The organism is Rodentibacter trehalosifermentans, from assembly GCF_002000545.1.
Taxonomy (GTDB): domain Bacteria; phylum Pseudomonadota; class Gammaproteobacteria; order Enterobacterales; family Pasteurellaceae; genus Rodentibacter; species Rodentibacter trehalosifermentans.
Genome location: NZ_MLHL01000071.1, coordinates 1 through 26,022, shown reverse-complemented (window position 1 = coordinate 26,022; position 26,022 = coordinate 1). Strand labels below are relative to the sequence as shown.

The window sequence follows — 26,022 nt, the reverse complement described above, 5'->3', positions numbered from 1 at the left end:
TAGTCTTTTCTTTATACCTAAATGAGGTAATTTATGTTCAATGTAACAGCAATTCAAAAAGCTGAAAATCAATTAAAAACTCACTCTCAATTTTTCCCTAAAGCTCAAGCGGACGTATTGAAATCACTTCTTGCAAGTGAGGAATCTTCTTATGTTTGCGAGCTGATCGATTCAATCGCTCAAAAAATTGAATCAATGCCTAGTACTTATGAAACCGACGGGCAAGGAGAAAATGCCCTTGCTATTCTTCACTATTTTGGGGGGGCGTGTGATTTTTACATCACAGAAAAAGACATTGAGGACGGGCAAAATCAAGCCTTTGGATTGGGCTATATTTGCTTTCCTGAACTAGGCTATATCAGCCTACCTGAATTGTTCAGATCGCCTTATATTGAGCTTGATTTGCACTTTACCCCTCAACCTGTTGGGAAATTGAGAAAAGAGCTTTTGAAAAGAGTGGGGCTTTAATTAAAAGAGGGGAAACCCTCTTTTAATTAAGAAAAAAGTTTAAAAATAATTTGTTTTTTACTTGTAATTTTGTTTTGAATTTGCTATTATATGCTCAAGTTAAGCGGGAACGATTGCTAAATCTTACCGTTTAACGATATGCCAAAAGTGGCAAGTTAAAATAAAATCTTATGAGGATTTAAAAATGACAGTATTGACTACAAAACAATATGCGGAAGCCTTAATTTACTCTTTTGAGAAAAAGGTAAGAATGAAATCTCAAGCCTTTAAAGGGTATGAGTGGACGGAAATTTTATCTTATACAAAGGCTTATCAAACTTTTGTAAAATTGAATAGCCATCAGAAATTATTATTTGTGGTATTGGCTTATTTAAAGCCTACCCCGCAAAGTGATTTTGTTATTGAGCAGTTAAGCAAAAGAGAAATCTTGTTTATTTAGTCAAATAATCAAAGCCCCCTAAAAGGGGGCTTTTTTATTTCGTAAAAAAATAGTAAAAATAAATGTTTTTTTACTTTTATTTATTTTTAAGGCGTGCTATTATACGGTTACGTTTTAAGGGCAAGGCTTAGATTTTTCTCCTCACTATGTTTTGCCTGGCATATTTTGCCCCCATTAAGGGGGCTTCAATATGCGAAAGGGTGCGGCATTATATGCCGCACCCTTTCTATTGGTTTCGAGCGTAGTTTACTTTTTATCCTTAATAGCAAATTTCTTATAACTAGGACGCATAGATTCCAGTCTTTCTGTTACCATTTCTTTATGTATTCTGTTTGCGTATTCGTTGAGAATTTTCCACGCAATATAGGAAAACAGAACACTTAAAATCAGTTTGTTTACATATAATGGCAACTCAATAAAAATAATTTCTATTAAAGCAGTACAACCTAAACTTATAAAAAGTAGCTTTTTATTGTTTCTCTTGTAGCAAATTACCCATAAAACGTAAATAAGACCTATGGCGATAATGTTAAAAAAAATTGCTAAAATATATATGTAAATACTTTGCATTTTACTTGCCTTTTTGGGATTTCAACTCATTATCAATGTTACTGATAATAATTTTTTGAATTTTATCAGCCTCTTTTGGCGCAACCTTTTTCACTTCTTCAAAGCCTTTATACAAGCCGACTTGATATGCCGTTTCTTTACTTGTTTCGGGTTGTTTGAGATTTGTGAGGATAAAGCCTGATACGGCAGTGTTTATGATTGTTAGTCCTGTTAATAAACCCCATAATAATGGATTTTTTGATTTGTTTAATACTTTTGATTTTACTTGTGATTTTGAGGGGGGAGCACTTTCAAAAGATTTTTTTATTTCCTCAATTTTTTTATTAGAAAATGAATCAAGGCTTGTTATAACTTGATTGTTTAAGTCTAAAACTGATTTTGAAAACGCCGTGTGCATTTCTGTTCCGGCGTCATCTATTACTTCTAAGGCTTTTCCTATCCCGGCACTAAGTTCATCTAACTTTTCTTGTAATTTTGCGTCGATTACATCGCCTATTTGTTTTGGGATTGCGTGTAATGATTCAGTGATTAAAGTAGAGTAGTATTCCATCACGTTTTTTTGCGACAAAATCACAGCAAGAATTGGATCATCGGTTGAGATTTTTATGTGTAATTTGGCGAAGCAATCAATAATGAAATTTTTGATAAGCTGATCAAATTCTTCATCATTAAGTGATAAATGTTTTTTGGTTTCTTCTCGAGTATCTTCAATTTTTGTTTGTAAGTCGATTAAATCGGTTGTTTCCTGGATAACAGGCTCAATTTGATTTTCAAGTTCCATAATAGCTCCTTTTGTTTTTGGGGCTTTCCTTAAGCCAGTTCAAAAAAGGGCGATATTATCGCCCTTTTCATTATTCTGCGTTAGATTGTGATTCATTAAAGATAGGATCTAACTGTTCGTAAACGTCGTTAAATATACGTTTTAAACGGTTTTTCGCCATTAAGCCAAAATTACTATCTTGAAGAGCTTCTACAAGGGTCAAACGTGATTTTGTCATTTTTTCTAAGTCTGTAGTAAATGCGTCAGAATCACGATTTACGACTTTAATTACCCCGGCTGTTTTATCTGCAACAACTTTCTTCTGTGTATTGGAGATTTCAACATCTCCCTGAAATTCGTTTAACCAAATAATCAATTTCACGTTTTTAGAATTTTTTACTAATTCATAAAGACTAGCTAAACCTTGTAAAGTATCACTTTGCGATTGTCCGCCGACAATTACAGTATGAATAAAAACAGGTCTATCTAATTCATCAAACAAATCAATAATACCGTTATCTTCAATATATTTCATCATTGGAACAAACGTAGAAGCACCATTATCAATAACGAATGTTTTATTTTCTTCATTTACCATCAATTCAAAAATGTTATCAAATTTTGATTGGATAATTGCGCCATTTTTTAAAATTTCGATTGGGTATGCGTTAATTCGTTCAAAACTTGCAAATGATTTATTTACGGGGTCAGTATCTGCGCCAACTAAATCAATTTTTTTATAATCTAAAAAGTATTGTGCGAGCATTGAAGAAATAAATGATTTTCCTACGCCACCTTTACCTTGTAATACAATGTTAATGCTATTATTCATTTTAAATACGCCTTATTTGTTTTGTTTTTCTTTTTCAGCTAATAAACGAGCAAATCTATCTTCTACGGCTTGTTTATCGCTTCTATTATCGTGCAATTCTTTTTTATCTTCTTGTTCATCAAGAATTGAAAAAAGATTGTGTTTTTTTACGGGGTGAGCCGTTTTAGGTTGGGTTTTAATCAATTTTTCTGGTTGGTTATTTCCTCCTGTTTTTCTAGTTAATCTTTTTCTTGCTCTATAAAGCATATTTTTAAAGTATTTAAATGTTACTTGCTTTTCGTCATTAAAAAGATAATTGAAAATATCTTGTAAAGAATATCTTCTATTTACGCATTCATTTAAATCTTTTATGTGGATGTCAATAGAGTACTGGATCTTGTTAGGACGGTTTTCAATCTCTTTTTTGAGCGTATTCAGTTTTTCCGCTATGTAGTCGTTTTCCATTTGTTGCCTCATTACGTTAGCTGTTTGTAGTTTATTTCATAAAAAAAGCATAGTCAAACAAAATTTGCTTTCTTTTTGCTTTTTTTATGGTTTCTATGTGCTTTCTTTTTGCTTTTCTTTGGTTTCTGTGTGCTTTCTTTTTGGTTTATTTATGGTTTCTATATGCTTTCTGTTATTTATTGTAATAAATTTACAGGCACGACAGCGATGTTTACAAAGTGCAAGCACCATTGTAAAATCGACCGTGCGAAAGGGGGAACCCTTTCAAACCCCAACGCCCTTACGGGCTAGTTTATCCCTACGGGATTTTGTGAGAAAACCGAGCGGAACTTGCCGCATTTTTTGAATCTCTACGAGCTTATAGATAGATGAAGTTATGGCAGAAGCGAAAAATAAATCAAAGGTTATAAGTTTCCGCTTGACAGAAGAACAATATAAACCTTTTGAAGAACTCTTAAATAAAAGTGATAAAAAAGCCTCTGAATTTTTTAGAGAGTTATTTTTATCAAAACAAAAAGATGTAAATATCATTTTTAATGAATCTAAACCAGTAGATTATTATAACATTTTACGCATAGTTAATAAATCAGGTAATAATTTAAATCAGTTGGCGCGTTCATTTAATTATGCGTTCAAATCAGGTCATATTTCAGAAGATTTATATAAAAAGGCAATAAATCTTTTGATAAATATACAAGTCTTATTAAAGAATACATTGAAAGATGATAGTTAGATACGGAGGGGGAAATAACGGCATTGCTGAATATCTTGAAAATGGTATGAAGCAAGGGCGAATGTTTTCCCGATCTGAATTAGATCAGCGATTAGTCTTGCAAGGTGATCTTGAGTTTACTAATAACATTATTCAGTCAATTCAAGATAAAGGACAAGAACGTTATTTGCATATAACATTATCTTTTAAAGAAGATGAAATGAGTTTTGAAAAAATGCAAAGCCTTGTTGATGATTATCGTAGTTTATTATTATCTGCATATTCGGAAGATGAATATAATTTTTATGCAGAAGCGCATTTGCCAAAAATTAAACAGGTTACAGATAATAGAACGGGTGAATCTATTGAGCGAAAGTCTCATATTCATATTGTTATTCCCGAGGTCAATTTAGTTTCTCAAAAAAAACTTTCCCCCGTTGGATTAGTCGAGCTACACGAGCGTTATTTAGATTCAATTCAAGAACATTTGAATTATAAATATAACCTTGAAAGTCCTAAAGATAACGTTAGAAAAGGCGATATGCACTATGCAAACGTACTTTCTAGGGTTAAAGGCGACTTTTTTGGACAAAAGCAGCAAGAACTGAAATTGCAGCTTATTGATGATATTGCTAAGGGCAAAATCAATACGCTTGATGAATTTCAAGCAAGGCTTTCTGACGTGGGCGAGGTAAAAGTAAGAAATGCCGGCAAGTCTAATCAATACTTTGCCGTAAAAATTGGTGATGATAAAAAATTCACAAATTTAAATCACGTCGCATTTTCGGAAAGTTTTATTGTGAATAAAACTTTACCTTATACAAAACCAACGCCGGAACAGGCTATAAAAGGCGTTCAGGAATGGCAAAATAGAGTTAGTCGCGAAGTGAAATATGTTCATTCTGCTGCGTCTAATTTTCGGAAAGAGTATGCGCAAGCTACCGATTCACGGCGAGCAGAATTATTAAACGAGAGAGAAAAGCAATATGCAAGAAAATACCAACTTGAGCAGTCAAGACATTTTCAATCGAGAGGACGGGAGGGAAATTCTCAGTCCGACATTATTAGCAATCAAGGAGGAAAACAGCAAGCTGCTTCCCGATATGCCGTCGGCGTGCCAGGTTTGTCTATTGGCAATGTGGTTTACGGAGAAAACCAAAACCGCGACAGAACTCAAGGTGTTTTGTCCAAAGATGAATTCAATCATTTACGAAACGGGCAAACCGGTAACGATTCCGCTATGCGACGGAATGATTCAAGCGGAGCAAGCAATGATGGAACAGCAAAACGAGGGAATCGAGGGGCTATTCAAAGCCTTGAATCAGGCAGCCGGGGACGGGGAGAGAGTAGAGGAAATTCGACGTACCAAGCAAATGCCGGAAGAAGCGAATTTTATTCCGGAAATATCAGAGGAGCCAACATTCGAGGGCGATACAGTGATATTTCCCGACGAGGATATAGTGATTCCATAAATGCGCGAAAATCGCATTTTATGCTTGTCTCGCGCGGTTTACCGACACAAAGCTATGATCGCACTATATTTAATCGTGATGAATACTATATCCCGATAAAAACGCCATTTGAAGAATACGAGGAGGCATTACAGAAAAAGAGTAAGCAAAGTTCCCGATTTAGTGAATCAAATTCCCTTTCTCAATTAGCCAAAAGTCAGAATGACGTGCGAGCTTATCAGTCTGATATTGAGAAATTTAGGGAAATAAGGCAGAAAATCGATCCTAAAGCGTTTTTAAGCCATTTAGAGCGTGTTTATGCTATAAACCCTAATAGGTATAGCATTGGCTATGCGAAAGACGGTAGCCCGCGTTTTCGCGTAAATAAACGCAATCTTAACGCATCGGATTTTCTAACCAAACATTTAAATCTTAGTTGGAAAGAGGCTAGTTCAGTTTTATTGTTGGTTTATTCAAACCAAACCAATAAACACATCAATCAAGAAAAACTCACTAGCCAACAAATAGCGCGGAACATTAAAGCCTTTGTATCTGAATCACGTCGATTTGAAAAAGATTTCAAATTAGTGCTTCAAAATATGAATGTTGAGAACCGTAATTTATACCGACTAGAAAAAAAACGGATTTACAGCCGTTTTACTAGCCAAAAAGTCCGTAACCAAGAACTTGCGATAGCTTCTTTCAGAGCTATGCAACGCCAGGAACGGATCACCGCTTTTGAGAGTGAAATAAATCAGTATTTAAATGACGCTAAAATTCACTTTCAGCAAAGTGGATATTCAGACACAGCATTAAGGAGTTTAGAAATGGGTCTTTTAAGCCAAAACGTAATGGATAGAGCCTCAAATTTATTTAGTCCAAATAGCGAAATGGGGCAAATTTCATCAGCCAAACAAGAGATCAGCTTTACTGAAAACTTTGCGCAAGTTCGCCGCGTTCAAAAAGAATTATTAAGAGAACAGCAAGCCCAACAAGCAGCGCAATCAGCTCAAGCGACAAGAAGCGCGCTTACTCAACAACAAGTAGAGCAAGTTAAACAACAAACGCAATTCTTTAATCGTTCAATGGACGAAGTGATGAAGTTAAATAATATCGGTATTTCTAAACGTGAAAACGGCGATATTGCTTATAAACGCTTAGAAGATGGCAAAACCCTGTTTACCGATACTGGTTCACAAATGTTAATTTCAAAAGATATGCAGAATCCGGAAAATGTAAAAGTTTTCCTTGAATTAGCTGTTGATCGATATGGTAATGATTTAAACGTTAAGGGGAGTAAAGAGTTTAAATCAATGGTAATTGAGGTCGCAGCGGCGAATAATCTTCCTGTTACCTTCAAAAATGCTGAAATGCAAAATCAGTTAATGAAACGCCGTGATGAACTAAAACTTGAACAAAATGCTGGGGCGGTAACAAATGACGCTCAACAGGCTTTACCTGAAAAAGAAAATGTTCAAACTAAAACAGAGGAAGTTACTTCAATTAAACAACCAACAGAAAATGACCTTGCAAATACCCAACCTGAAATAAAATCTCAAGAGGTTTCTCAAGAAAAAACTCAACTGCAATCAGAACAAATTACAACTAATCAGACCGTGAAAACGTATGATGTTAAATTTGAGTTCAAACGTAATGAAAAAACAGGTCAAGAATTATTCAAAATTAAAGTCAATGGAGTAACACCGGCGACGGCAATTAAAAATGATCCTCAAGCGTTGGAAGTCCTGAGAAACCACCCTGATTTGAAAGGTATTTCAGATTCTCAAATTAAAAAAGGCTTTATCAACGATAACGGGGGATTGCGCCCTATGGATATGAAATTGGACGCAACAGGTAAAGAAATTCAAGCGGAGAAAGCCAAAGAACAAGAATTTGAGCGGTAATTTTTAAAATGTGAACTGAAAAAGAGGTGTCAAATAGCGCAGTCTTTTGATACCTCTTTTTTAGTTGAGCAACTGGAGCCGTTAGGCGGAGGGCGGTAGCTTATTTTTTTGCTTTATCAAACTCAAATGTAACTTTCTTTTCTTTCGTTAAGGCTAATTTAGCCTCAAATGTATTGCCTGTTTTAGGACTAATAAAGCCTTTAATTTTGCCTGTTTTCCCTTTGGTTAATAAGGCTAAAATTTGTGTATCAGTCAGCTCTTTTTGTGCAATAGTACGCCATAAAGTAAAGCCGCATTCGCACGAAATCGCTTTACTATTTACCCTAAATTGACCGTGGCAATAAGGGCATTGAGGCGCAGGCACGTTGCCTAATGCAGCAACAAATGTTTTGCAGTTTGGATAATTTGAGCAACAAAAAAACATATTGCCTGATTCTTTCGCGCGACGTAATACTATCACGCCGCTTTTACATACTTTACATTTTTCGCCTTTTAGCTCAAGTTTGATATTCGAGGATAATTCAACTTGCTCTTTAATAAATTTTTCTATACCGTCTAAAAATTCATCAACACTTAATTTTCCTTGTTCGATGTCGAGCTGTTGCTCAAACCAAAGTGCGGTTGTATCGGGTACAGTAATGATTTTTGGCAAGGCTTTAATAAAATCATATCCCTTTTGTGTTGGTACAATCTTTTTACTCTGATAAGCGATAAATTCGCGGTCAAAAAGATTTTTAATAATGCCCGAACGCGTCGCCGGTGTTCCTATTCCGCCATTTTCCCCCTCTCTACCTTTATCTTTTTCAATCAAGATTTTTCGTAATGTTGGGTTTTCGACGTATTTTGCAACGCGTTGTAAATCTCTCAATAATGTTGCGTCAGTATAAAGCGGAAGTGGTTTCGTTTTCTCTTTTTGTACGTTGATATTTTCACAATTTCCCTTGTTATTCGATTGTAATTGTGATAACAATAAAAACTGTGAGTGATCTTCACTTTCGCCGGAATCGTCCGGCACTAATTTAGACCAGCCGTAATCGGTTATTTTGCTTGCCGTGGCTTTAAATTCATATTCATTACATAAAATCGTAACCGCTGCAAAATCAAATTTTTTCTCTGGTAAAAATTGGATCAAATACTGTTGCACAATTTCAAGGTAAATTTTTCTTTCCTTGTCTGTCATACTTTCAAGCGAAAAATCTGATTTTCCGGAAACTACCGGGATAATCCCTGTATGCGCACTCACTTTTTTATCATTAAAGGCACGGCTTTTTTGTGTCCGATCTGCGTTGTTAAACGGCAAATCAGGAATATGTTTAGCGAGAAAATCAAGTGTTTTCGGCGCGTCTTCAAATTGTTCTGTTGTCAAATAGCGGCAATCAGAACGGTTGTAAGTTATGGCGCGGTGTTTTTCGCGTAAACTTTGCGTAATGTTAAGAGTTTCATCAGCCGAAAAGCCGTATTTTTCATTTGCTTTAGCTTGTAAATCGAGTAAGGCAAAAGGGAGGGGAGCAAGCGTTCTTCTTGCTTCAACTGTGCTATTTAGAATAGTTGCAGATTGATCTTTGCACGCGGCAATAATGCCTTTTACTACCGATTCATCAGTAATTCGTTTTTCTTTTTTGTCTTCATCATCATCTTGAACGCTTACTTTATCGTTAATCACTAACTTAGCATTCAGTTTTTGTGCTTGAAAAATAAAATCACCGCTAAGGTTGTAATAATAGCTCTCTTTATGTGTTTTGTTAGCTTCCCAACGTCGAACAATGAGACCTAATACAGGCGTTTGTACTCTCCCTACGCTATAAACGCTCTGAATCCCTTTTTTACGGGCAGCAAGCGTATAAGCGCGAGTTAGGTTCAAGCCAAATAAATAGTCCGCCTGTGAGCGCGCTAGGGCTTTTTTGTACATACCTTGAAAGTCGGCGTTATCTCTTAAATCTTGCATTGCTTTTTTGGCTGCTTCAACGTTTATATCGTTTAATAATAGACGTTTTACCTTGCCTTTATAGTGAGTATATTCAAGAATCTCTTGAATTAAGAGCTGACCTTCATCATCAGGATCGCCGGCATTGACTACGCTGTCCGCTTTACTCAAAAGCGATTCCACAATTTTGAATTGATCTGCCTTATCTGGCGATGGTTTTAGTTGAAGTGGGCGAACTTTTAACGGTAAATCTTCCTCTTGCCATTTTTCATAGTTAGGATTGACTTCTCCAGGTTTTTTAATTTCCAAAATATGACCTACTGCCCAGGTAACACAATAATCATACTTACATTCAATGTAACCATTTTTACGGCTAATAATTCCAATAGCTTCAGCGATGATTGCGCCTAGTTGAGGTTTTTCTGCAATGACTAATTTCATTATTAAAGTTTCCTTTATTTTATAGGCTCATTGTTTTCTATAGATAAAATATCTTGTTCTATCATTTTTAAAAATTCATCGTCGTTATCATCAGGTATTGCTTGAATAAGGGATTTTCCCTCTGTTGAATACCATTTTGTAAATTTTTTGGCTCGTTTTAGTGTCCTGTTTTTTATTCTTTTTTGTTGGCGTTTATCAATGACAAAATCAAATTCTTTGATAAGCGTTGAACGTACGCTATCTATGTCATAAAAATTTTGAATGTCATCGCCCCAACAACTGTTAGACAAATGGTTAATAATTTGATGTTCTGATTCTTCCCCTATTCTTAGAATTAAGGCTTTCACAAAGTCATCATTTGTTGCACAAAATAGTAGTCTTAATGTATTAATTGCTTGTTGTTCATTCAAATTCATAATTACCCCTGCCTTTTAAAAAATTTTTTTAGCCGTATATAGCTCTATTATCATCAACAAAGGTTTGCCAAATTTCTAATTGCATATTTTTACCTTATTAAAAATAAGCCCGATAATTAGATCGGGCGTTAGGTTTAGAATGGCAAGTCATTGCCGTCATTATCTTCAGCTTCCGCTGGTTTTGAGTCTTGAATTTCTTTAATTGGTAATTCAGCTAATTTTCCACTCAATTTTTCAAGTAAAATGAGTTTTTCTACCCGGACATAATAGCCGTAATGTTTTACGCTTTTATCGTCCGTATAATTATTGTTTTTGAGCTGCCCTACTATTTCGAGTTTATGCCCTTTACGAACATAGCTTGCTATCGTTTTAGCTTGGCTGCCGTAAGCCTGAATTGTGTGCCAATCGACCGTTTCAACCCATTCATCACTATCTTTAGGCTTGTAGCTATGAGTGGTCGCCAAAGTCAATTTTGCGACTAAAGAGCCATCTGAAAACTGTTTAATTTCAGGATCGCTGCCAACGTTACCAAGTAAAGTTACTTGATTTAAAGAATAAGCCATTTTTAATCTCCTTTGGGTTTACTACTATCTGTACCTGGTGAATACGTTATTGTTGCTCGTTTTGCTATTTGAGAATTAGGCTTAAAAATGAGGCAAGCCAGCACAATCAAAATCGCAAAAAGCAGTACCGCAATAATTCTAAGATAATTACTTATCGTTAATAATTCAGTTTCCATTTTGTTCTCCAATAGGGGGTTCGTTGGTTTTGATATTCATTGCCTCCATTGCTTTTTTGTGTTTCGCTGTTGCGTCATCAATCGCTTTTTGATATTCCTTATCGTAGCCTTGAGCAATGAGTTTATTTGTATCTTTATCTAAACATCTATCAAGGTTTCTTGAACTAAATAAGCCTCTTGAGCGATCACAAGCACTACGGCTATTTGCGATTTTGTCTATATTGACCTCATTTGAGGCTGGGCAAAGTTTCAAAAAGTTTTTTCTTTTTGTAACTGTTTGGTGCCATTTTTTTGCGCGTAAACTGTAATACTTTTTAAGCGACGTTGCGCATTCACTCGGGCGTGAACTGCTAGATAAACATAAAATCGCTTCACAAGCTAAACGTGTGTCGCCAGTTAAAAGATCATCAGCACCTTGAGGCTGAAAATCTTGTGCAAAAGTATTTGAGGCAGCAAAAAGTGCTGCAACAATACTTAATTTTGTCATTGTTTTTTTCATTTAATTTTCCTCGGTTGTGGTTGTTGGTTTTGGGGTGATTAAATCAAATTTCATCTCCGGAATTGCCGGAATATGCTCTAGTGAAAATTCTTTGCGTTCATTTAAGACAGGTTCATCAAAGTAAATGATTTTATCTGCGATAAATGGGCGCACTTTTTCCATTAGAACGATTTCTTTGAGGGCTATGCCTTTGTGCGTTTTTTCGCCTAGTTCCACAATTTCTTGCGGTAACATTAAAGGGCGCGGATCCTCTTTAGGGCTAACACTACGGCTGCGCTTACCGCCTGAATAGGTATAACTTGTCTGTTTGCGCGTTACCGTCTTATTCCCTAGTGTTTCACTAATTCTTTTCGTTTGTTCATCAACCTCTTTAGGCGGGTAAATGAGCTGCACGGCACAGTTCTTACGGATATTATTTGCACGTTCTTTGCCGTATATTGCTTCGATTTGCGAATGATCTTGCACAATAAGCAAATAACGGACACCATAACCGGCAGTAAAGCCTATTGCGTCGGCAAGAATGTTTACCTCTTTTAACGCTGGAAATTCATCAAGGACTAATAAAACTTGATATTTCAAATCTGGCGCATTTTTACCCGGTAAAACTTGAGTATTTGCCATAATCAACTGGGAAAAGAATAAGTTAATCAATTTAGAATAAGTGATTAAACCATTTGGCGTTAAACCGACGTAGATTGACATTCTCTTTTTGCGTAAATCTGCAAAATCAAAGTCATTACCGCTCATAGCCGAGCGACACGTCGGGTTATTGTAAAGGTTCATTTCCGCGTAAAAGCTCATTAAAACAGATTGCTGACCTTTATCGTGCAATTTGATGAATTTATTAAATTCAGCAAGACACGCTTCTGATAATTTCAATCGCTTATCTTCGTGATCTTGAATTGCGCGATTCATTACGCCTAAATAACCACCTTTTAATCCTCCGAGTTCGACCAATTTTGAGAAAGTCGGCGTCTCAACGGCTAAACCTTTTTCTTTTTGATGGGCTTCAATGTCCATTAAATAAGCCGTCATACCGCAAGCAAAGTTAGCTGCTAAATCATTCCAAGGATCGCCTGGTTTTGATGGAAATATACTTGCAAAAATGCGGCGTATATCGCCATCTCGATAGTGCGGATCTCGTCTTACATAGTGCAATGGATTGTAACGGTGAGTGAGTAATTTGCCGTCTTTTTCGTAGCCGTCCGGTGAGAATAAAAAAACCTCTTGCCCTTGTTGTTCTCTGAAACCAGCAGAAAATTCAAAGTTTTCAAATTTAATATCGACAACTACCACACTATCTTCGTAAGTCAAAAGGTTAGGAATTACGATACCAACCCCTTTACCTGAACGCGTTGGCGCGGCTAAATAAATAAATTGTTGCCCGGAAAAATACATAAACTGGTTTTTGTATTTCCCAATCAATACAGACGGATAAGCATTTTTTTTACGCTCTTTTGCCGTTGCAAGTAAGCCAGATTTTTTTACTTCGAGATCTGTTGCAAAACGAGCTGAACCGTGTAACTCTTCTTTGCCTCTTAGCCCAATAAGGATAATAACGGCAAAAAGGAGCGGAAAAATGGCAACGAATACACCGGCTGCACAAGCACCAATGATTTTAATTTTTGAAAATGCCGGAATATCAGGAATTTCTAAGTAAGGCGTAAGCTCAAAAATAGTTTTTAGTATTGGCTCTGCGGTTATATCCAACCACATATACGCTAATTTTCCGGCGACATAGCTTCCTAAAAATGCGGTTCCGAAACATAGAAGAAGTGCTACGCCTAAAATCACAAATACTTGCTTTTTACTAATTGAATTAACCATAAAGCAATTCCAATTTTTTCTCTGGCTCAAATAAAAGCTCTGTCATATAAGTCTTTTCAAAGTAACAAATCACATCTAGTGACGTACTTAACGTTTTTTGTATATAGGCTTCGCCTAATACTTTCCCTATATCAGACTGCATAACAAGCGTAGTTAAGCGCGGAATGGTTGCCCTTGTGTCGTTGGCGTGTGTGGACGTAATACTTCCACTATGACCGGTATTGAGGGCTTCAAAATAGTTCCAGGTTTCATCGCCCCGTAACTCCGTTAAAAACAAGTGATCCGGTTTCATTCGCATTGCAGACTTAATGAGTTCCTTAGGACTAATACCGCCGGTTTTTTGATAATCTGAATCAAAAAATAAATGCAAATGGTTTTTATGATAAGGTAAAGATAGCTCGTGAACGTCTTCGAGCGTGATAATTCGGCGATCACGCGGAAACAAGTCTGCGTAAGTTTTCGCGAACGTCGTTTTACCTGAACCCGTACCACCGACCGCAATAACATTTAAATAATGTTCTGCGGCGATTTTAAAGAAACGGGCATAATCACCCGTTTTTTGGCATTTTTTCATTTCTTGCATATAATCTGGAATCGAACCTTTTTGATAGGCTTCGGCTTCCTTGATTTTGCTAAATCGCCCTGAATTTTGATAATCCTCAAGAGTGAATCGGCTTTTTGAGGGTTTTCGCAAAGTAAATGAAATCGTATTTGCTTCTGTTGCCGGGGCGGTAATAATCTGCCCCCGTTCGCCATCAGGTAATACAACCGACGCAATCGGATTTGTTGCGTCTAACGTATTATGTAATCCACTAAATACGGTGAGCGTATCAGCAAGGGCTTTCAAATTTTTGTAATTCGTTTCCGGTGCGTCTTCGTATTCCCAACCGTTACCGCGTTCAAAAAAGATCGTTCCGCCTTGATTAACTGCTACCTCTGTTATTCCGTCCATATCCAAAAATTTTTGAATACCGACTTTTTTCAGTAAAGAACGTGCAACGGTGGAGCGATCAATCATTGATATTTCTTCCATTTTTTCGCTCCTACTTCACACTATACACATCGGAAAAATCAACATCGCGTGCAACCAAAATGTTTACTAACTGCCCTTGATTCGCATAGCCTGTCGGTTGAATGTTGATACTGTTTTCAAGTGCAATTTCAGCCATTCGTCCTGTATTACGTTCGCTATTGTCATAAACAACATTATTATTGTTATTTCTTGAGGCTATTTGTGAGCCTGTGGCTAATGCGTCTTGAATGAATGAAAGTAGGATTGCGCCACCGAAACGTTTACCCCATTTTTCATCAACCCATACATCAATTCCACTTGCACCTAAACTATCTGTGCCTAAGCTATCAATACGAATGCGAATGCCGTTCGGCGTATCAATTTCAGACCAGTTTACAAATGCCATATTTTGACCTGTGATAATGGCGTTTTTTTGTTCGCCAAATACCTTACTTCCGCGTTCAATCAATAAAGTTGAACCATCAGCTGAATAGATTGGTTTTGTTACCTGGCAAATTAAAATGCTCGGGTTGTCGGTCACTAATCTTGTTTGTAATACACAAGGAATTTGCGTGCCGTGAATCAATAACAATTCACGATTGCGTAATTGTCTTGTTGAGCCGTTGGCATAAGTGCCACCGACTAATCTATCTGACAATCCATTTGCATTTTCGCTATTTCTTCCTTTGCTCGATAAGTTAAGTAAACCTACTCCCTCTAATTTCCGTTTTTCAGGAGAATCACGATCATCTTTTTGTTGAGTCGCAGGTTGCGCGGTCGTTTGAGCGACCGCTGCTTGAACTTCTTGTTTTTGTCGTGCTTCACGCGCAAGACGATCACGCTCTTCTTGTTCTCGGCGTAACCGTTCTTGCTCTTCACGTTCACGGCGACGGCGTTCAACCTCTTCTTTTTCCTTGATATTCGCCATAATATCGGCAAGCGACGCGTCGTTAGATTGTTTCGTGACTAACGCTTCATCTTGCTTAATTTGTGCCTGTGCTTCTTCGGATTGATCCGGCATAATATAAAAAGCACCTAGCGCGCCAACAATCGCCACGGCAGCCAAAGCTAATATACCGTTAATTAAATTTTGAACATTCTTCTTGCGCGGTACGCCGTCCTCAATGATGTTACGATTTAAATTCGCATTGCCTTCATCAAGTGAGGTAATTTGTCCTTTGTTATCGTTACTCATTGATAATCTCCCTTACTTTTCCGTTGGTTGTTCCTGTGATGTTCGCAGATTGTGGTCTTAATCTATCTGTTTTCACACCAGCAACAAGATCGCCTAAGCGCAATCTAAATTCCGGATTCACTTCGTGAATTACGATATAATCGTTCTCAACGTGAGAATTGACTAATCCCTCTTTGCCGTCCGGTAATTTTTTGAAAACCGCCGGCATATCTGAACCTGGTCTAATTCTCATACAAGTAAATAAACCATTATCCCAGGCTTCCACCGGGAACAAATCTTTATCGCCTTGTGCAAAATAGCGATAATTTTGCACCGTACCGGAACAAGGTCTTGCTTGATAAGCATTCTTTTGGCTTTTATTTTCAGGGTAATTAAAACGAACAGACCAATCGGCGGCGTTTTTATTTCTCACACTACGCAAATTAAATTGATAAGTTCGTTTATTGGTAACAACGACCATATTTGTATCAGGCTCAATCGCAACCGGACGAATCCACAAGTTATTTGCTTTTAGATTGGCGTCCCACGCTTGAGGATCGCCAATAGCAATACCGCCGTCATCGGCTGACACAAACTCACTCGGGCTAAATTGGATCAGGGTTGCAATTCCCGTAGCGACGTTGATTCGAGTAACATTATCAGGATTGTAAGTAATGTTTTTAATGCGTTTATCGTATGCCGTACCTTTAGGCGCAGCTTCGCCATAAGCTAAAGGCGCAATCACACATAAACTTAATGCGGCAACTAAAAATTTTTTCATTATTATTGCCCTCTGATGTTTTCAGAATCCACGCGATAGCTTGTTGTTTCAAATCCTAACGGATTTGAACGTCGATCTTTTTCTAACTTAATCTCTTTTTTATAGTCAAAAGAGATCGTTGCAAGCCAATTTGTAACGGGATAAACTGTATCAGGTTGTCCGTTTGCATCTAATACCGTTTTAGAAAAACGGACTTGCCCGATATTGTTGATAAATGACACGGATAATACTTCCACGCGAACTTTTTTATCTTCTTTGAAGGTATTTACAGGGGATTTTGTGCTAGTAATATAAGCACTATATTCACTAAATACGTTTGGCACGCTCATCAATTTTACTCGGTCAAAGGAATTTTGAATGAGCTGCCAATCGTATGATTCTCGTTCGATAACATATTGAGCCAACCAGTACTTATCTACTACTTCACCGTATGTTGTAGATTGTGAGTCTGAAATTGGCTGTACAATATCAACTGCACCAGTATTATTATCAACGCGTAATACAAAAGGTTCGGAGCTTTTTAATGGCGTAAGTCCGGCAACCGCAACAACCCCGGCAAGCCCTATCACCGCACCAACTGCGCCAACCCCTAAACTAACGCGCCCCATTGTTTTATAAAATTGAATGCGATCAGTTTCATATTTTTTCTTATTATCTAAATGTTCGCGCGTTTTTTTACTTAATTCTTGTCGTTCTTTTCCGGATTCGATATGTTCAGTTTCAGACTTCTTCTCGGATAAAATTAAGTCTTTATTTTCATTTTTGGCTTTTTTATTTAACCACGCCATAAAGTTAAACTCCCTTAGATTGTGTTATTTTCTTGATAGTGTTGCGGATTATTGATTTGAATCCATTTGCCCGACGGTTCTTTTACTTTAGGGGGCGATGAACACGCCGCTAAAAGAATGCTTGTTGTAATAATTAAAATGAGTTTTTTCATAATTAAGCTCCGGCTTTACCTTTTCCTATATTTTTCACTGCGTCTATGCGTTTTTTCCAACGCTTAGGCAAACTGTCCGTACCTTCTCCTTTTTGTGTTGCAGAACGTCTTCCCTGAAAGAAATTTCTAGTTGCCCCATCACGTCTAAATAATCCGCCTGCACCTCTTAATCCCATTCTCATTAAACCGGCAGCAGCACCAAACATACCTCCGGCAGTAAATGGACTAATTCCAACGCCACCGGTTAGTGAAGAAACTAAGGTAGGGATTTGATTAAGCGCAAAGACTATAATTAACGTACCAACCAAAATTGAAACGTAATCAACAGGTGCACCGTTTACTCCTCCTAATCTATTTTCAAGGAATTTACATATCATAATAACTGCAGCGGAATATAACGCATTTAATAAAATGTAATTTAAACAAAGCCCTGTAAACGATTTAAACATATCTCTTGTTGATGGAAATAAAGCGAAACCAACAAAGAGAATACCAACGCTTAAGAGAAGATTTACCATTATTTTGGCGAGAATAAGGTTTACGGCAATCGCAATAGAAAAAATTAGTTTGCACGCTTCAAGAATGATAATTGATAATCCGATTCTTAACGTACTATTTAATTTATCTAGGATTCCTATTTCTTCCCACTCTTTATAATAAGGCAAAAGCGCATTATCAAATGCTTTAACAATAGCATCTATTGTATCTACACTATTTGATGTTCCTTTCCCTCCAATGGCTTTTGCTAACTCATCTCCTGAATTTTGAACAAAAGGAATTATAGAATCTGTATAGTAACTACCTCCGAACGAAAATGCGCCAACCAAAACAATCAAAGCTACTTGATTCATAATATCCATTAGCACCACGCCTCCTTGATTGTTTATTTTATAAATGACCCATACAACATAAAGTCCTACACAAGCGACATATAATGGTTGGACTTTATTTGCGAAATTTGTTGCCATTGTTGCAGTTTGACTACTAAAAGCATTTACTATTTCTGTATAAAGAACAGATACAAAGGACGACATAACTTCCTCTCTTAATATCCAAATTTAGCTTTATAATCTGAAATTCCTTTTTCTCTTAATTTTTTATGCTCTTCAATTAGTTGCTGATTCTTTAAATCTAAATTGCGTTCAAAACGTTTTTCGACTTCACTCATTGCAAGCTGTTCTTGATCGTAACGCAGTTTTTCAATCGCTAATTTATTCGCCACGTCTTGCTTTTGTGCCGGCGTTTGAGCGGAATCAGCCAAAACTTTTAAATTGTCTAAATTTTTGATTCGGCTTTCGATTTTTTTCAGATATTTTTTAGAAAAATCGGTATAAGAAATGAGCTTATCAAACTGCTTTTGAACTTCCGGATTATCGGATATTAAACCGTAAGATTCGCGTAATTGCGAAAGACTTTCGCCAGTTAAGCTAATCACATCATTAGTTAAATCTGGAATGGAATTTAAAAATGAATCCCCTCTTAATAAATCAGCGATTCCCATATTTCCCTCTAATCGACGTTTTGTGTCGTTTGCAAAATCGCGGTATTGCTGAATTTGTGTTTGTGCAGCCTGTAATTGTTGTTGTAATTGCATAAGTTTTTGCATATCGCCTGATACAATCGCAGAAAGTGTAGCACCATCAACGGTAGGGATTCCGCTTGCAAAAGATTGACTTGCAGCGAATGCTATTGTGAGCGCGATTAAAGTCGGTTTGATAACGTTTTTCATATTAAATCTCCATTGAGTTAATTAAATTGATTCTGTTGGTTTGCCATTTGCTTGTTCAAAGCGTTTTTGTTTCATTCTTGCTAAGAATGGCTCAATCCAATCATTCGGATTATCGCCGTAGATTTGACGAATTTTTTCACACTCAATTTGCCCTTCTGTTGTACCAGAAATAATCGGGAAAAATTCGCTACAATGACTTAAATCAAAGTGTAGTAAGGTCGAATAAACTCCTTGTTTAACAAGCATTTTGCGACTTTCTTTATCTAAACTAGAAAGAATAGCAAAGTCTTTTTCTGTTAATCCTACGCGTTTATAACCAATCATTTCATCATCATAAACACCATCTGGATTTGGCAACATAATTTTCGTTGGCGTTTGCTCTACAATCGCTGAAAAAATTTTACATTGAATCGCATCAGCTGGAGATTGTGATACAAGTCCAATAAATTCACCGGTTAAACGCCCCGTTTTTAATGTTTGTTTGATCATTTCTTGCGTTGTTGGGTAATTACAAGGCATATAGAACTCCTCAACTATGGTAAGCAAACGACGACCTGATTTTTTCATTAAGTTTTTATAGAAAAGTAAGATCGCTAAAATAGGCTCTGTTGCAGGGTGATTTTTGGTTTCCAAAATAACAGTCGTATCAAAACCAATTTTGTCAAACTCATAAGGATTAAATAAGTTTTTTGGACTATCAACCGTCCAGGCTAAATCGCCATCTGTTAAATAGCACCACCGCGCTAAACGGGCATAAAGCTCTGAACTTGTCGGAATACTTTGTAACACTAAACTAAAACGACGTTGTTCTAGTGGTAAAAGCATAACCGCGTCCACGGCATTTTTAATATCAAGATACTCCATATCTGAAACTAATCCGCGATAGTCTTTCGCGCAGCTTGCAACAAACTGATATAGAAATTGAAGTAATGCCGGGCTTGCATTTTCTTCTAATTGGAATGGATTTAATCCCGTAGGAACACCGCTTTCAAGTGTGAAGTAAGTTCCGCCGTAAGCTCGCACATAAAGCTCTGTGGAACGTTTATAATCAACCACAAATAATTGAGGGTTAAAACGCTGTAAAAAGGCGACAAACATTGCTTCAAACGTTGTTTTACCTGTACTTGTTGCACCTAAAATTAAAAAGTGTCCGGCAATCATTTGTCCAATCACATTTTTGTCCAATTCGGAGTAATGTGTATTCAAATAATATAAGCCTTGCGTTGGCGTTTTTATTGGCATAATTGCTGAACCATCACCAAGCGGGTTGTATTCAGCCTTTCCGCTGAAAAAGTTATGAAGAGAAAAACCACAAGAAAGAGATGTACTAGCTCTTGCACTATTTACCGGGCGATATTTTGAACCTGGCATTATGCTTAAAAATGCAAACATTGAATCCAATGTTGCGCGTGACCAACGAGCACCTAAGCCTTTATCAGTAAAGGCTGAAATCACGCGTGAACCATTTTGCACTGCTTCTTTTGCGGTATTGCCAAAAATAAGCATTGCTGCTTGATAATCGCCAAACGTAATTTCACCGGTGCTAAGAAAGGCTTGCGCCATTTCAAGTTCTTCAAGTTCACGCTCGGCATTATCGCCGGCAGAATCTAAGCGGTTTATTTGACGGTCAATTTGGTTAATTGTCTTTTGTGAAGTCGTGAAAATAAATGACTGTGATAAAATAAATTCATACGGCAGCTCTAATAAAAAATCCCACATTCCGGCTTGCGTTTCTGCCGGATAACCTTTTAACAGGTAAGCTGTGCCATATTTTGATCGTGTGCTTGATTTTGAACGTACTTCAAAAAAATCATAGTTAAAAAACCAGTCGCTATCACAAATTGAATCAATTACTTCTTCATCATTTAGCGGTAATTTGACTTCATTTAAATTCAGCAAGTAGGATAAAAATTCATTATTCTGACAAAGGCTAACACTTTCGTTAATATCAACGATCTTTAGGATTGTGCCGTTGTAACGCTTAATCATTGTGCTTGATAACTCTGCGATAGAATCGCATTTTGCTAATCCATCGTTAATATCGCTGTATTTCAGCACAAACGTAATATAGTAATGCGTGTTATAAAAATTATTGTGGTCGTTCTTAAATGTTGTGAGGTAAGTATCAACAAGATTCTGAACGAATGGTGATTCAAATTGATAGTCTTTGTCGAAATGCGCTTTTTTCTTAACAATGTGCGTCCATACGCCTAAATTTCCGACGTATTCTTTGCCAAGGTTCAAGAAAAAGTCATCAAGACTTGCAAAGTAGCTATATAATGTTTTGTCTGAAACAGAGGTATGAGATGTACCCGTTAGCTCAAGCGTGAAAATCATTTTATCTTGAGCCGTAATTACATATTCATTGATATTATTGCGATAGTCAGGCAATAAATTCTTAATTGAACTAACATTTTTTAAATTGTCGGCGCGCATTGTATTTTTCTCGTCTTAAATCATCATCGCTTGATAAGCAAATTACTTTATTGTTACCTTGAAAGAGCTTGATAAAGAACGCACGGATTTGCCATTTAATTTGTGCAAGCGCATTCGGATTATCTTCACAAGCAATTTTTAGAAAAAATAGGTAAACAAAACTAATAATAGGAATCGGTAGCGCATAAGTTGTCATTTCATAGAAATTAGCTATCATTACAGCAAAAACACTTATACCGCCTAAAATCAATGTTGGCATAAGTGGCGTACCAATTACCTTAACAACGGCGGGTCTATTCATACCGTTAAATGATGGATATTTTTCTTCCACTAGAGGCTCCTTTTTATTAAGTATTCAAGGTAAACATTTCATTTACCTTGAATATGATTTTTATGCAAAAATCTTTTGCGCCCACTCGATACCTTTTACAATTCCGCCGGCGATTGCTCCATAAACAAATGCCATTGCTACGTCAGCCCACGAACCGCGGTGCATGAGTGCCATAATTATGCAGTACATAGCGTAAAGAATTGTCGCAACAAGGATAAAACCATAGAGCCAGATTTTGACTTCATTGGCTTTATCTGTTGCGGCATCTAAACCGCCGGCATAAGCACTAGGGATAAAAAAGAAAAATGCAGCAATAGCAATAATCGCTATTACATTTAATGCACTTTGTTGTTTTTGAGTTAAGGTCATATACGTTTTCCTTAAGTTTATCTTCTGAAATCCCCAAACACGTCCCACGGTTTAGCTGGAGGGGGCGGAGTTTGAGGGGCTTGAATTGAGGTTGTTTGTTGAACAGCAACCTCATTTGATGAAGAACCTGAATTATCAGATTCAATCAAAGGCTTGATAGCCGGAACTTTATAAGTCTTTACTGCGGATTTGTTGATACGATCAACATAAGAAGAACCGTCTTTCTCTTTTTTAAATCCTCGAATCTCATTGCCTGAATAGTAGCAAGACGCCGCTAGACGTAATAAATCTTGTTCCGGTTTGTTGGGATTGTTTTTTTGTGCTGACGCATAACAGGCTTTAAATATACCAGCTCCGGCTTCAATGTTTTTGCACGCCTGGAACATATTCGACTTATTCATACCGTATTCAGCAAAGTTTTTGCTATTTACTTGCATTAAACCCACAGAGTAACTACGGTGTTTTGTCGGGTGATTCTCCAACTTAGCAATAGTTTGTAATGCGTCTTCTTCTGATTGAGGCTGCTTAAACTTGAATTTATCTTCCTCTTTCACATTGCGATCATAAACCACTGCGATTGCATAAGGATTACGACTGCTTTCAACACCAATTACAGTATGTAAAGTTTCCGGTGCAACATCTGGTGCACATTGAGCGAATAAACCAAGTAATATTTTTGTAGTTAATAAAGCCATAACTTATTGATTTATAATAAATAATTGACATTTTCGACAACATTGTATACAATGTTCTAGGCGTTTTTTTATTCATAAAAAAACGTTACTATCTTGCTAAATAAAATATTAAAATTAGTGTTTGATATATAGGTGTTCTTCACCTGAGGCGGTTAAAAGAATGTAGTTACCATCTTTTTTAAATTTTCCTACAAGTTGATTATTTTTGGTGTAATAAACGCCATCATTTTCAGAATTAACATTTGCAAAAATAACGAGTTTAGGTCTAGAGTACGTTATTTGATATTCATTTCCGTTTCCTGTCGGTTTGAATGTAATTACATTCTCATACCCTTTATCATTGTAATAGTAAGATCCGCTATAATCTTTAGCCTCTTCTTTACACGCCGTTAAAGATAATGCTGCAATACCAACCACAACCGCACTTTTTAACACATTTTCTAACTTAACCATTTTTGATTTCCTTCTTCTCTGCTCTTTCCATTTTCTTTCTCAGTTCGTTTTCCACAAATTCATCAACGATGGAGGGAGTTAAGTATTTGTCCAAAACAAAGTTTAAAACATCACTCACTTTGATTGGGCGACCGCACTCTTGAGCTATCGCTACTGCAAGAGATTCGCTCATTGTTTTACGCGTTCCTGCAACTCTAAACGTCGTTGCCTCGGGTCTTTTCTTGATTGCCATTTTATTTCTCCTGTGGCTAAAATGCAATATACTTTACATATGTATATCATAAATTTGTTTTTTTACCCTTTATAGGCATAATAGCCTAGATATTCTAGCAAAAAACAAGGAAAAAAAGAGGGGGAATTATAAATTTTGTGGGGTATAAATCAAATAATCTTGATCTTTGAAGTGAATAGGGGTAAGATCCTTGCAAATTCGCAACCGGTACGATGATTTGCCGGTCTATTTACAGAAATGTAGATAGAAAAAAAGCCCGCGAATGCGAGCTTTTTTCCTTGTGTTTGGAACGCTACCAACGTTTTAAACACGGTGCAGTTAAAAGATTTTGAAAGGGTCTAACTGCGAAATTTCAGATGTAATTATACTGATTTGTGTCTTATATGCAAGCACTTTCAGTTAAAAAGTACTTAAAATTTTGCGGTCGCATTAAATTTATCGCGAAGTAAATTTAATTAGAATCACCAAAAGGCTTACGCCTCTCTTCAAAGTCTTAACTAGCACTTAATCATATTTTGATTGGGTGGTAGGAATAAGTGTCACTGGCAATCAATCTTATAATCTAATACCAGCGGAAACAGCAAATTAGAACGTTACGAGTGGTTATTTTATCGAGTGCAGCGCATTTATATTGGGAAACCTTGAATGCAGTGTCGGCGAGAAATAGCGGTTGAGAACGTGCTGTGCGGTTATATTGCCGTAATCTCAACAGGGCGAGGAAATATATCTGATCGCCTCCTAGATGAAAGCGGGTCGGCTCCGGGTATGCTAAATGCAATGAGCAAACGTTTTTTTAGGTACGCACTAAGTCTATAACAGAAATGTATAGGCTTAGGGCGAGTATTACCTAAACTCTGCCTAATCTTCCAAGTCTGCTATATGGGAGGATCCTTTTTATACATAATGATCGTTTTACTTATAGTTAAATAGATTTAATCAAAAAAAAAAGAAAATTAAGAAAGAATTAGCTGATTAAAAGCTAAATGATGAGTTGCATTGGATTTTAATACAATAAATAATTTTATTTTTTATTTCTTTTTTACTTGCAATTAAACTTAATTCTGCTATACTTCTTTTCAATTACTACCTGTTACCAATCTTAGGAGGATTTTAAAATGGGTAAAATTGTTTTGTTTGATAGTGTAAAAGGTGGCGTAGGGAAATCAACGTTGCTTACTCAATTTGTTTGTGCAATGGCGAAAACAAAAAAAATAGCAGCAATGGATTGTGATCCACAAGGAAGTATTGAAAATTGGGCTACTCGCCGCTTCAACAATTTTCAATCACTTGATTTTGATATGCTTGAGGCTGACTTATCATTTTTGACTGAAAATAAAAAAGAATACGATTATATTTTTGTTGATTCTGCTGGAGCTGATACTGAAATTGGTCGTGAGTTGCTTTCAATGGCTGATATTGTGATTTCTCCATTACAACCAACAACGGCGGCACTCGATACAATTCCAATACATAGCAAAATTGTGAATGAGGCGATTGAATTTAATCCTAAACTGACATTGTTTTATTTGTTGAATGAATGTTCTACGCATTCAAAAGATCAGGAAACGAGCGATACTTATTCAAATCTTTGTCAATTTATTGAATTGACTTACGGAAAATCTTTCCAGGTTATACCGTATTTTGTTTTTGATAGAAAGGTACTTAAAACAAGTTATGGCGAGGGCTTGAGCTGTTTTGATGGTCGCAAGAACAAATCAAGAGATGAAATTGCAAGTATAATTTCATTTATTTTCGGAGGTAAAATTGATGGCTAAGTTAGATTTGACCGAAAAAAAAATGAGCTTTATTAAAAAAGCGAATAACGGTAATATCAAACCGCATAATCACGTTGAATCAATAGAAAAAACTAAAATCAGCAAAGTTGAAGATTTTAAGCCGGCAAAACGCGGCAGACCGCGCAAAGGCGAAGAAAAAAATCCGGCTGATCGCGTGCAAATTACGTTATCGGTTGCGCCTGAACAAGCTGAATTTTTTAATGAATTGGTTGAAAAAACGGGCGAACGATTGGGTGATCTTGTTTGGAAAAGCCTATTGTTTGCAAAATTTAAACCGCTTTCTGCTGAATTTTTATTTGAATACTCTACACTTGTTTATAACAAGAAAAATGGTATTAGAGTTCAATTTCAACGCGTCTTAGACTCGCATTCGAGCTTGAAAACCCTATCCGAAACTTACAAGGATATGGGCTATAAGATCAAGCTAAAAGGCGTTGTGTTGTTGTATTTACTCAATTATATGAAAAACTATCTCGGTGAAGACATTTCAAAATATCAAGCCTTTGCTAATTAAATGACAGATAAAATGTAAACTGAAAAAGAGGTATCAAATAGCGCAGTCTTTTGATACCTCTTTTTTAGTTCAGCAACCGAAGCCGTTAGGCGTAGGGCGATAGCTTTTGGGGCTTTCCCTCCCGTTGGTCGGGT

General features: G+C 36.6%; 29 protein-coding genes. 6 read left to right on the top strand and 23 right to left on the bottom strand.

From position 1 onward, the window contains the following. Positions 1 to 33 precede the first annotated feature (33 nt). On the top strand, positions 34 to 468 hold the full coding sequence (locus BKK52_RS11605; RefSeq protein ID WP_077478758.1) for a hypothetical protein: 435 nt from the start codon (positions 34 to 36) through the stop codon (positions 466 to 468). A 184-nt stretch (positions 469 to 652) separates the two neighbouring features. Beyond that, positions 653 to 907, top strand: coding sequence for a hypothetical protein (locus BKK52_RS11600; RefSeq protein WP_077478757.1), 255 nt, complete (start codon positions 653 to 655; stop codon positions 905 to 907). Between the two features lie 246 nt (positions 908 to 1,153). Here the strand turns inward: BKK52_RS11600 and BKK52_RS11595 are convergent, their stop codons facing one another. The 4 genes from BKK52_RS11595 to BKK52_RS11580 form a co-directional block, all read right to left on the bottom strand. Beyond that, positions 1,154 to 1,477 (bottom strand): hypothetical protein, encoded by a 324-nt coding sequence (locus BKK52_RS11595; protein ID WP_077478756.1) that lies wholly within the window; start codon positions 1,475 to 1,477, stop codon positions 1,154 to 1,156. Position 1,478: 1 nt separating this feature from the next. Next, positions 1,479 to 2,258, bottom strand: a complete 780-nt coding sequence (locus tag BKK52_RS11590) for a hypothetical protein (RefSeq protein WP_077478755.1) — start codon at positions 2,256 to 2,258, stop codon at positions 1,479 to 1,481. A 70-nt stretch (positions 2,259 to 2,328) separates the two neighbouring features. Further along, positions 2,329 to 3,069, bottom strand: a complete 741-nt coding sequence (locus tag BKK52_RS11585) for a nucleotide-binding protein (protein ID WP_077478754.1) — start codon at positions 3,067 to 3,069, stop codon at positions 2,329 to 2,331. 12 nt (positions 3,070 to 3,081) lie between these two features. Continuing rightward, a complete protein-coding gene (locus BKK52_RS11580) occupies positions 3,082 to 3,513 on the bottom strand; it encodes a hypothetical protein (protein WP_077478753.1) in 432 nt (143 codons plus the stop codon). A gap of 376 nt (positions 3,514 to 3,889) precedes the next feature. On the opposite strand from BKK52_RS11580, the gene BKK52_RS11575 reads away from it, so the two are divergent. Both BKK52_RS11575 and BKK52_RS11570 read left to right on the top strand, forming a co-directional pair. Further along, positions 3,890 to 4,246: a plasmid mobilization protein gene (locus BKK52_RS11575; RefSeq protein WP_077478752.1), complete on the top strand. Its 357-nt coding sequence runs from the start codon at positions 3,890 to 3,892 to the stop codon at positions 4,244 to 4,246. Continuing rightward, entirely contained in the window at positions 4,236 to 7,580 is a 3,345-nt protein-coding gene (locus tag BKK52_RS11570) for an LPD7 domain-containing protein (protein ID WP_077478751.1), read from the top strand. The genes BKK52_RS11575 and BKK52_RS11570 overlap by 11 nt, the downstream gene beginning before the upstream one ends. 100 nt (positions 7,581 to 7,680) lie before the next feature. Here the strand turns inward: BKK52_RS11570 and BKK52_RS11565 are convergent, their stop codons facing one another. The 19 genes from BKK52_RS11565 to BKK52_RS11485 form a co-directional block, all read right to left on the bottom strand. Further along, a complete protein-coding gene (locus BKK52_RS11565) occupies positions 7,681 to 9,945 on the bottom strand; it encodes a DNA topoisomerase 3 (protein ID WP_077478750.1) in 2,265 nt (754 codons plus the stop codon). Between the two features lie 14 nt (positions 9,946 to 9,959). Beyond that, positions 9,960 to 10,361 carry a hypothetical protein gene (locus BKK52_RS11560; protein WP_077478749.1) on the bottom strand — a complete coding sequence of 134 codons (402 nt, stop codon included), beginning with the start codon at positions 10,359 to 10,361 and terminating at the stop codon, positions 9,960 to 9,962. A 134-nt stretch (positions 10,362 to 10,495) separates the two neighbouring features. Continuing rightward, positions 10,496 to 10,924, bottom strand: a complete 429-nt coding sequence (locus tag BKK52_RS11555; RefSeq protein ID WP_077478748.1) for a single-stranded DNA-binding protein — start codon at positions 10,922 to 10,924, stop codon at positions 10,496 to 10,498. 2 nt (positions 10,925 to 10,926) lie between these two features. After that, the gene (locus BKK52_RS13565) at positions 10,927 to 11,100 is read right to left on the bottom strand and encodes a hypothetical protein (RefSeq protein ID WP_158076051.1); all 174 of its coding nucleotides are present in this window, start codon (positions 11,098 to 11,100) and stop codon (positions 10,927 to 10,929) included. Next, positions 11,090 to 11,599, bottom strand: coding sequence for a TrbM/KikA/MpfK family conjugal transfer protein (locus tag BKK52_RS11550; protein ID WP_077478747.1), 510 nt, complete (start codon positions 11,597 to 11,599; stop codon positions 11,090 to 11,092). Before BKK52_RS11550 ends, BKK52_RS13565 begins: the two co-directional genes overlap by 11 nt. Then, positions 11,600 to 13,426, bottom strand: coding sequence for a type IV secretory system conjugative DNA transfer family protein (locus BKK52_RS11545; protein WP_077478746.1), 1,827 nt, complete (start codon positions 13,424 to 13,426; stop codon positions 11,600 to 11,602). Continuing rightward, complete coding sequence (virB11, locus tag BKK52_RS11540; protein WP_208606163.1) at positions 13,419 to 14,459, bottom strand: P-type DNA transfer ATPase VirB11; 1,041 nt, start codon at positions 14,457 to 14,459, stop codon at positions 13,419 to 13,421. Before virB11 ends, BKK52_RS11545 begins: the two co-directional genes overlap by 8 nt. 10 nt (positions 14,460 to 14,469) lie before the next feature. Beyond that, positions 14,470 to 15,633, bottom strand: a complete 1,164-nt coding sequence (gene virB10 / locus BKK52_RS11535) for a type IV secretion system protein VirB10 (protein WP_077478745.1) — start codon at positions 15,631 to 15,633, stop codon at positions 14,470 to 14,472. Next, positions 15,626 to 16,393 carry a TrbG/VirB9 family P-type conjugative transfer protein gene (locus tag BKK52_RS11530; RefSeq protein WP_244160250.1) on the bottom strand — a complete coding sequence of 256 codons (768 nt, stop codon included), beginning with the start codon at positions 16,391 to 16,393 and terminating at the stop codon, positions 15,626 to 15,628. Before BKK52_RS11530 ends, virB10 begins: the two co-directional genes overlap by 8 nt. A gap of 2 nt (positions 16,394 to 16,395) precedes the next feature. Continuing rightward, entirely contained in the window at positions 16,396 to 17,181 is a 786-nt protein-coding gene (locus BKK52_RS11525; protein ID WP_077478743.1) for a VirB8 family type IV secretion system protein, read from the bottom strand. Between the two features lie 14 nt (positions 17,182 to 17,195). Continuing rightward, complete coding sequence (locus tag BKK52_RS13560; protein ID WP_158076050.1) at positions 17,196 to 17,333, bottom strand: putative periplasmic lipoprotein; 138 nt, start codon at positions 17,331 to 17,333, stop codon at positions 17,196 to 17,198. Between the two features lie 2 nt (positions 17,334 to 17,335). Continuing rightward, complete coding sequence (locus tag BKK52_RS11520; protein WP_077478742.1) at positions 17,336 to 18,367, bottom strand: TrbL/VirB6 family protein; 1,032 nt, start codon at positions 18,365 to 18,367, stop codon at positions 17,336 to 17,338. Between the two features lie 11 nt (positions 18,368 to 18,378). Then, the gene (locus BKK52_RS11515) at positions 18,379 to 19,062 is read right to left on the bottom strand and encodes a type IV secretion system protein (RefSeq protein WP_077478741.1); all 684 of its coding nucleotides are present in this window, start codon (positions 19,060 to 19,062) and stop codon (positions 18,379 to 18,381) included. 21 nt (positions 19,063 to 19,083) lie between these two features. Continuing rightward, positions 19,084 to 21,498, bottom strand: coding sequence for a VirB4 family type IV secretion/conjugal transfer ATPase (locus BKK52_RS11510; RefSeq protein ID WP_077478740.1), 2,415 nt, complete (start codon positions 21,496 to 21,498; stop codon positions 19,084 to 19,086). Beyond that, positions 21,470 to 21,829, bottom strand: a complete 360-nt coding sequence (locus tag BKK52_RS11505; protein WP_244160249.1) for a conjugal transfer protein TraD — start codon at positions 21,827 to 21,829, stop codon at positions 21,470 to 21,472. Before BKK52_RS11505 ends, BKK52_RS11510 begins: the two co-directional genes overlap by 29 nt. 60 nt (positions 21,830 to 21,889) lie before the next feature. Next, a complete protein-coding gene (locus BKK52_RS11500) occupies positions 21,890 to 22,198 on the bottom strand; it encodes a conjugal transfer protein TraC (RefSeq protein WP_208606162.1) in 309 nt (102 codons plus the stop codon). A gap of 17 nt (positions 22,199 to 22,215) precedes the next feature. Next, positions 22,216 to 22,893, bottom strand: coding sequence for a lytic transglycosylase domain-containing protein (locus tag BKK52_RS11495; RefSeq protein WP_077478739.1), 678 nt, complete (start codon positions 22,891 to 22,893; stop codon positions 22,216 to 22,218). Positions 22,894 to 23,007: 114 nt separating this feature from the next. Next, positions 23,008 to 23,346 carry a hypothetical protein gene (locus BKK52_RS11490; RefSeq protein WP_077478738.1) on the bottom strand — a complete coding sequence of 113 codons (339 nt, stop codon included), beginning with the start codon at positions 23,344 to 23,346 and terminating at the stop codon, positions 23,008 to 23,010. Further along, entirely contained in the window at positions 23,339 to 23,578 is a 240-nt protein-coding gene (locus tag BKK52_RS11485) for a hypothetical protein (protein WP_077478737.1), read from the bottom strand. The genes BKK52_RS11490 and BKK52_RS11485 overlap by 8 nt, the downstream gene beginning before the upstream one ends. 1,115 nt (positions 23,579 to 24,693) lie before the next feature. On the opposite strand from BKK52_RS11485, the gene BKK52_RS11480 reads away from it, so the two are divergent. Next, positions 24,694 to 25,353, top strand: coding sequence for a ParA family protein (locus tag BKK52_RS11480; RefSeq protein WP_077478736.1), 660 nt, complete (start codon positions 24,694 to 24,696; stop codon positions 25,351 to 25,353). Next, positions 25,346 to 25,888, top strand: a complete 543-nt coding sequence (locus BKK52_RS11475; RefSeq protein WP_077478735.1) for a hypothetical protein — start codon at positions 25,346 to 25,348, stop codon at positions 25,886 to 25,888. The genes BKK52_RS11480 and BKK52_RS11475 overlap by 8 nt, the downstream gene beginning before the upstream one ends. Positions 25,889 to 26,022: the final 134 nt, after the last annotated feature.

Coding starts and splice junctions, on each gene's coding strand:
- BKK52_RS11605 (WP_077478758.1), top strand. CDS start 34: ATGTTCAATGTAACAGCAATTCAAAAAGCTGAAAATCAATTAAAAACT.
- BKK52_RS11600 (WP_077478757.1), top strand. CDS start 653: ATGACAGTATTGACTACAAAACAATATGCGGAAGCCTTAATTTACTCT.
- BKK52_RS11595 (WP_077478756.1), bottom strand. CDS start 1,477: ATGCAAAGTATTTACATATATATTTTAGCAATTTTTTTTAACATTATC.
- BKK52_RS11590 (WP_077478755.1), bottom strand. CDS start 2,258: ATGGAACTTGAAAATCAAATTGAGCCTGTTATCCAGGAAACAACCGAT.
- BKK52_RS11585 (WP_077478754.1), bottom strand. CDS start 3,069: ATGAATAATAGCATTAACATTGTATTACAAGGTAAAGGTGGCGTAGGA.
- BKK52_RS11580 (WP_077478753.1), bottom strand. CDS start 3,513: ATGGAAAACGACTACATAGCGGAAAAACTGAATACGCTCAAAAAAGAG.
- BKK52_RS11575 (WP_077478752.1), top strand. CDS start 3,890: ATGGCAGAAGCGAAAAATAAATCAAAGGTTATAAGTTTCCGCTTGACA.
- BKK52_RS11570 (WP_077478751.1), top strand. CDS start 4,236: ATGATAGTTAGATACGGAGGGGGAAATAACGGCATTGCTGAATATCTT.
- BKK52_RS11565 (WP_077478750.1), bottom strand. CDS start 9,945: ATGAAATTAGTCATTGCAGAAAAACCTCAACTAGGCGCAATCATCGCT.
- BKK52_RS11560 (WP_077478749.1), bottom strand. CDS start 10,361: ATGAATTTGAATGAACAACAAGCAATTAATACATTAAGACTACTATTT.
- BKK52_RS11555 (WP_077478748.1), bottom strand. CDS start 10,924: ATGGCTTATTCTTTAAATCAAGTAACTTTACTTGGTAACGTTGGCAGC.
- BKK52_RS13565 (WP_158076051.1), bottom strand. CDS start 11,100: ATGGAAACTGAATTATTAACGATAAGTAATTATCTTAGAATTATTGCG.
- BKK52_RS11550 (WP_077478747.1), bottom strand. CDS start 11,599: ATGAAAAAAACAATGACAAAATTAAGTATTGTTGCAGCACTTTTTGCT.
- BKK52_RS11545 (WP_077478746.1), bottom strand. CDS start 13,426: ATGGTTAATTCAATTAGTAAAAAGCAAGTATTTGTGATTTTAGGCGTA.
- virB11 (WP_208606163.1), bottom strand. CDS start 14,459: ATGGAAGAAATATCAATGATTGATCGCTCCACCGTTGCACGTTCTTTA.
- virB10 (WP_077478745.1), bottom strand. CDS start 15,633: ATGAGTAACGATAACAAAGGACAAATTACCTCACTTGATGAAGGCAAT.
- BKK52_RS11530 (WP_244160250.1), bottom strand. CDS start 16,393: ATGAAAAAATTTTTAGTTGCCGCATTAAGTTTATGTGTGATTGCGCCT.
- BKK52_RS11525 (WP_077478743.1), bottom strand. CDS start 17,181: ATGGCGTGGTTAAATAAAAAAGCCAAAAATGAAAATAAAGACTTAATT.
- BKK52_RS13560 (WP_158076050.1), bottom strand. CDS start 17,333: ATGAAAAAACTCATTTTAATTATTACAACAAGCATTCTTTTAGCGGCG.
- BKK52_RS11520 (WP_077478742.1), bottom strand. CDS start 18,367: ATGTCGTCCTTTGTATCTGTTCTTTATACAGAAATAGTAAATGCTTTT.
- BKK52_RS11515 (WP_077478741.1), bottom strand. CDS start 19,062: ATGAAAAACGTTATCAAACCGACTTTAATCGCGCTCACAATAGCATTC.
- BKK52_RS11510 (WP_077478740.1), bottom strand. CDS start 21,498: ATGCGCGCCGACAATTTAAAAAATGTTAGTTCAATTAAGAATTTATTG.
- BKK52_RS11500 (WP_208606162.1), bottom strand. CDS start 22,198: ATGACCTTAACTCAAAAACAACAAAGTGCATTAAATGTAATAGCGATT.
- BKK52_RS11495 (WP_077478739.1), bottom strand. CDS start 22,893: ATGGCTTTATTAACTACAAAAATATTACTTGGTTTATTCGCTCAATGT.
- BKK52_RS11490 (WP_077478738.1), bottom strand. CDS start 23,346: ATGGTTAAGTTAGAAAATGTGTTAAAAAGTGCGGTTGTGGTTGGTATT.
- BKK52_RS11485 (WP_077478737.1), bottom strand. CDS start 23,578: ATGGCAATCAAGAAAAGACCCGAGGCAACGACGTTTAGAGTTGCAGGA.
- BKK52_RS11480 (WP_077478736.1), top strand. CDS start 24,694: ATGGGTAAAATTGTTTTGTTTGATAGTGTAAAAGGTGGCGTAGGGAAA.
- BKK52_RS11475 (WP_077478735.1), top strand. CDS start 25,346: ATGGCTAAGTTAGATTTGACCGAAAAAAAAATGAGCTTTATTAAAAAA.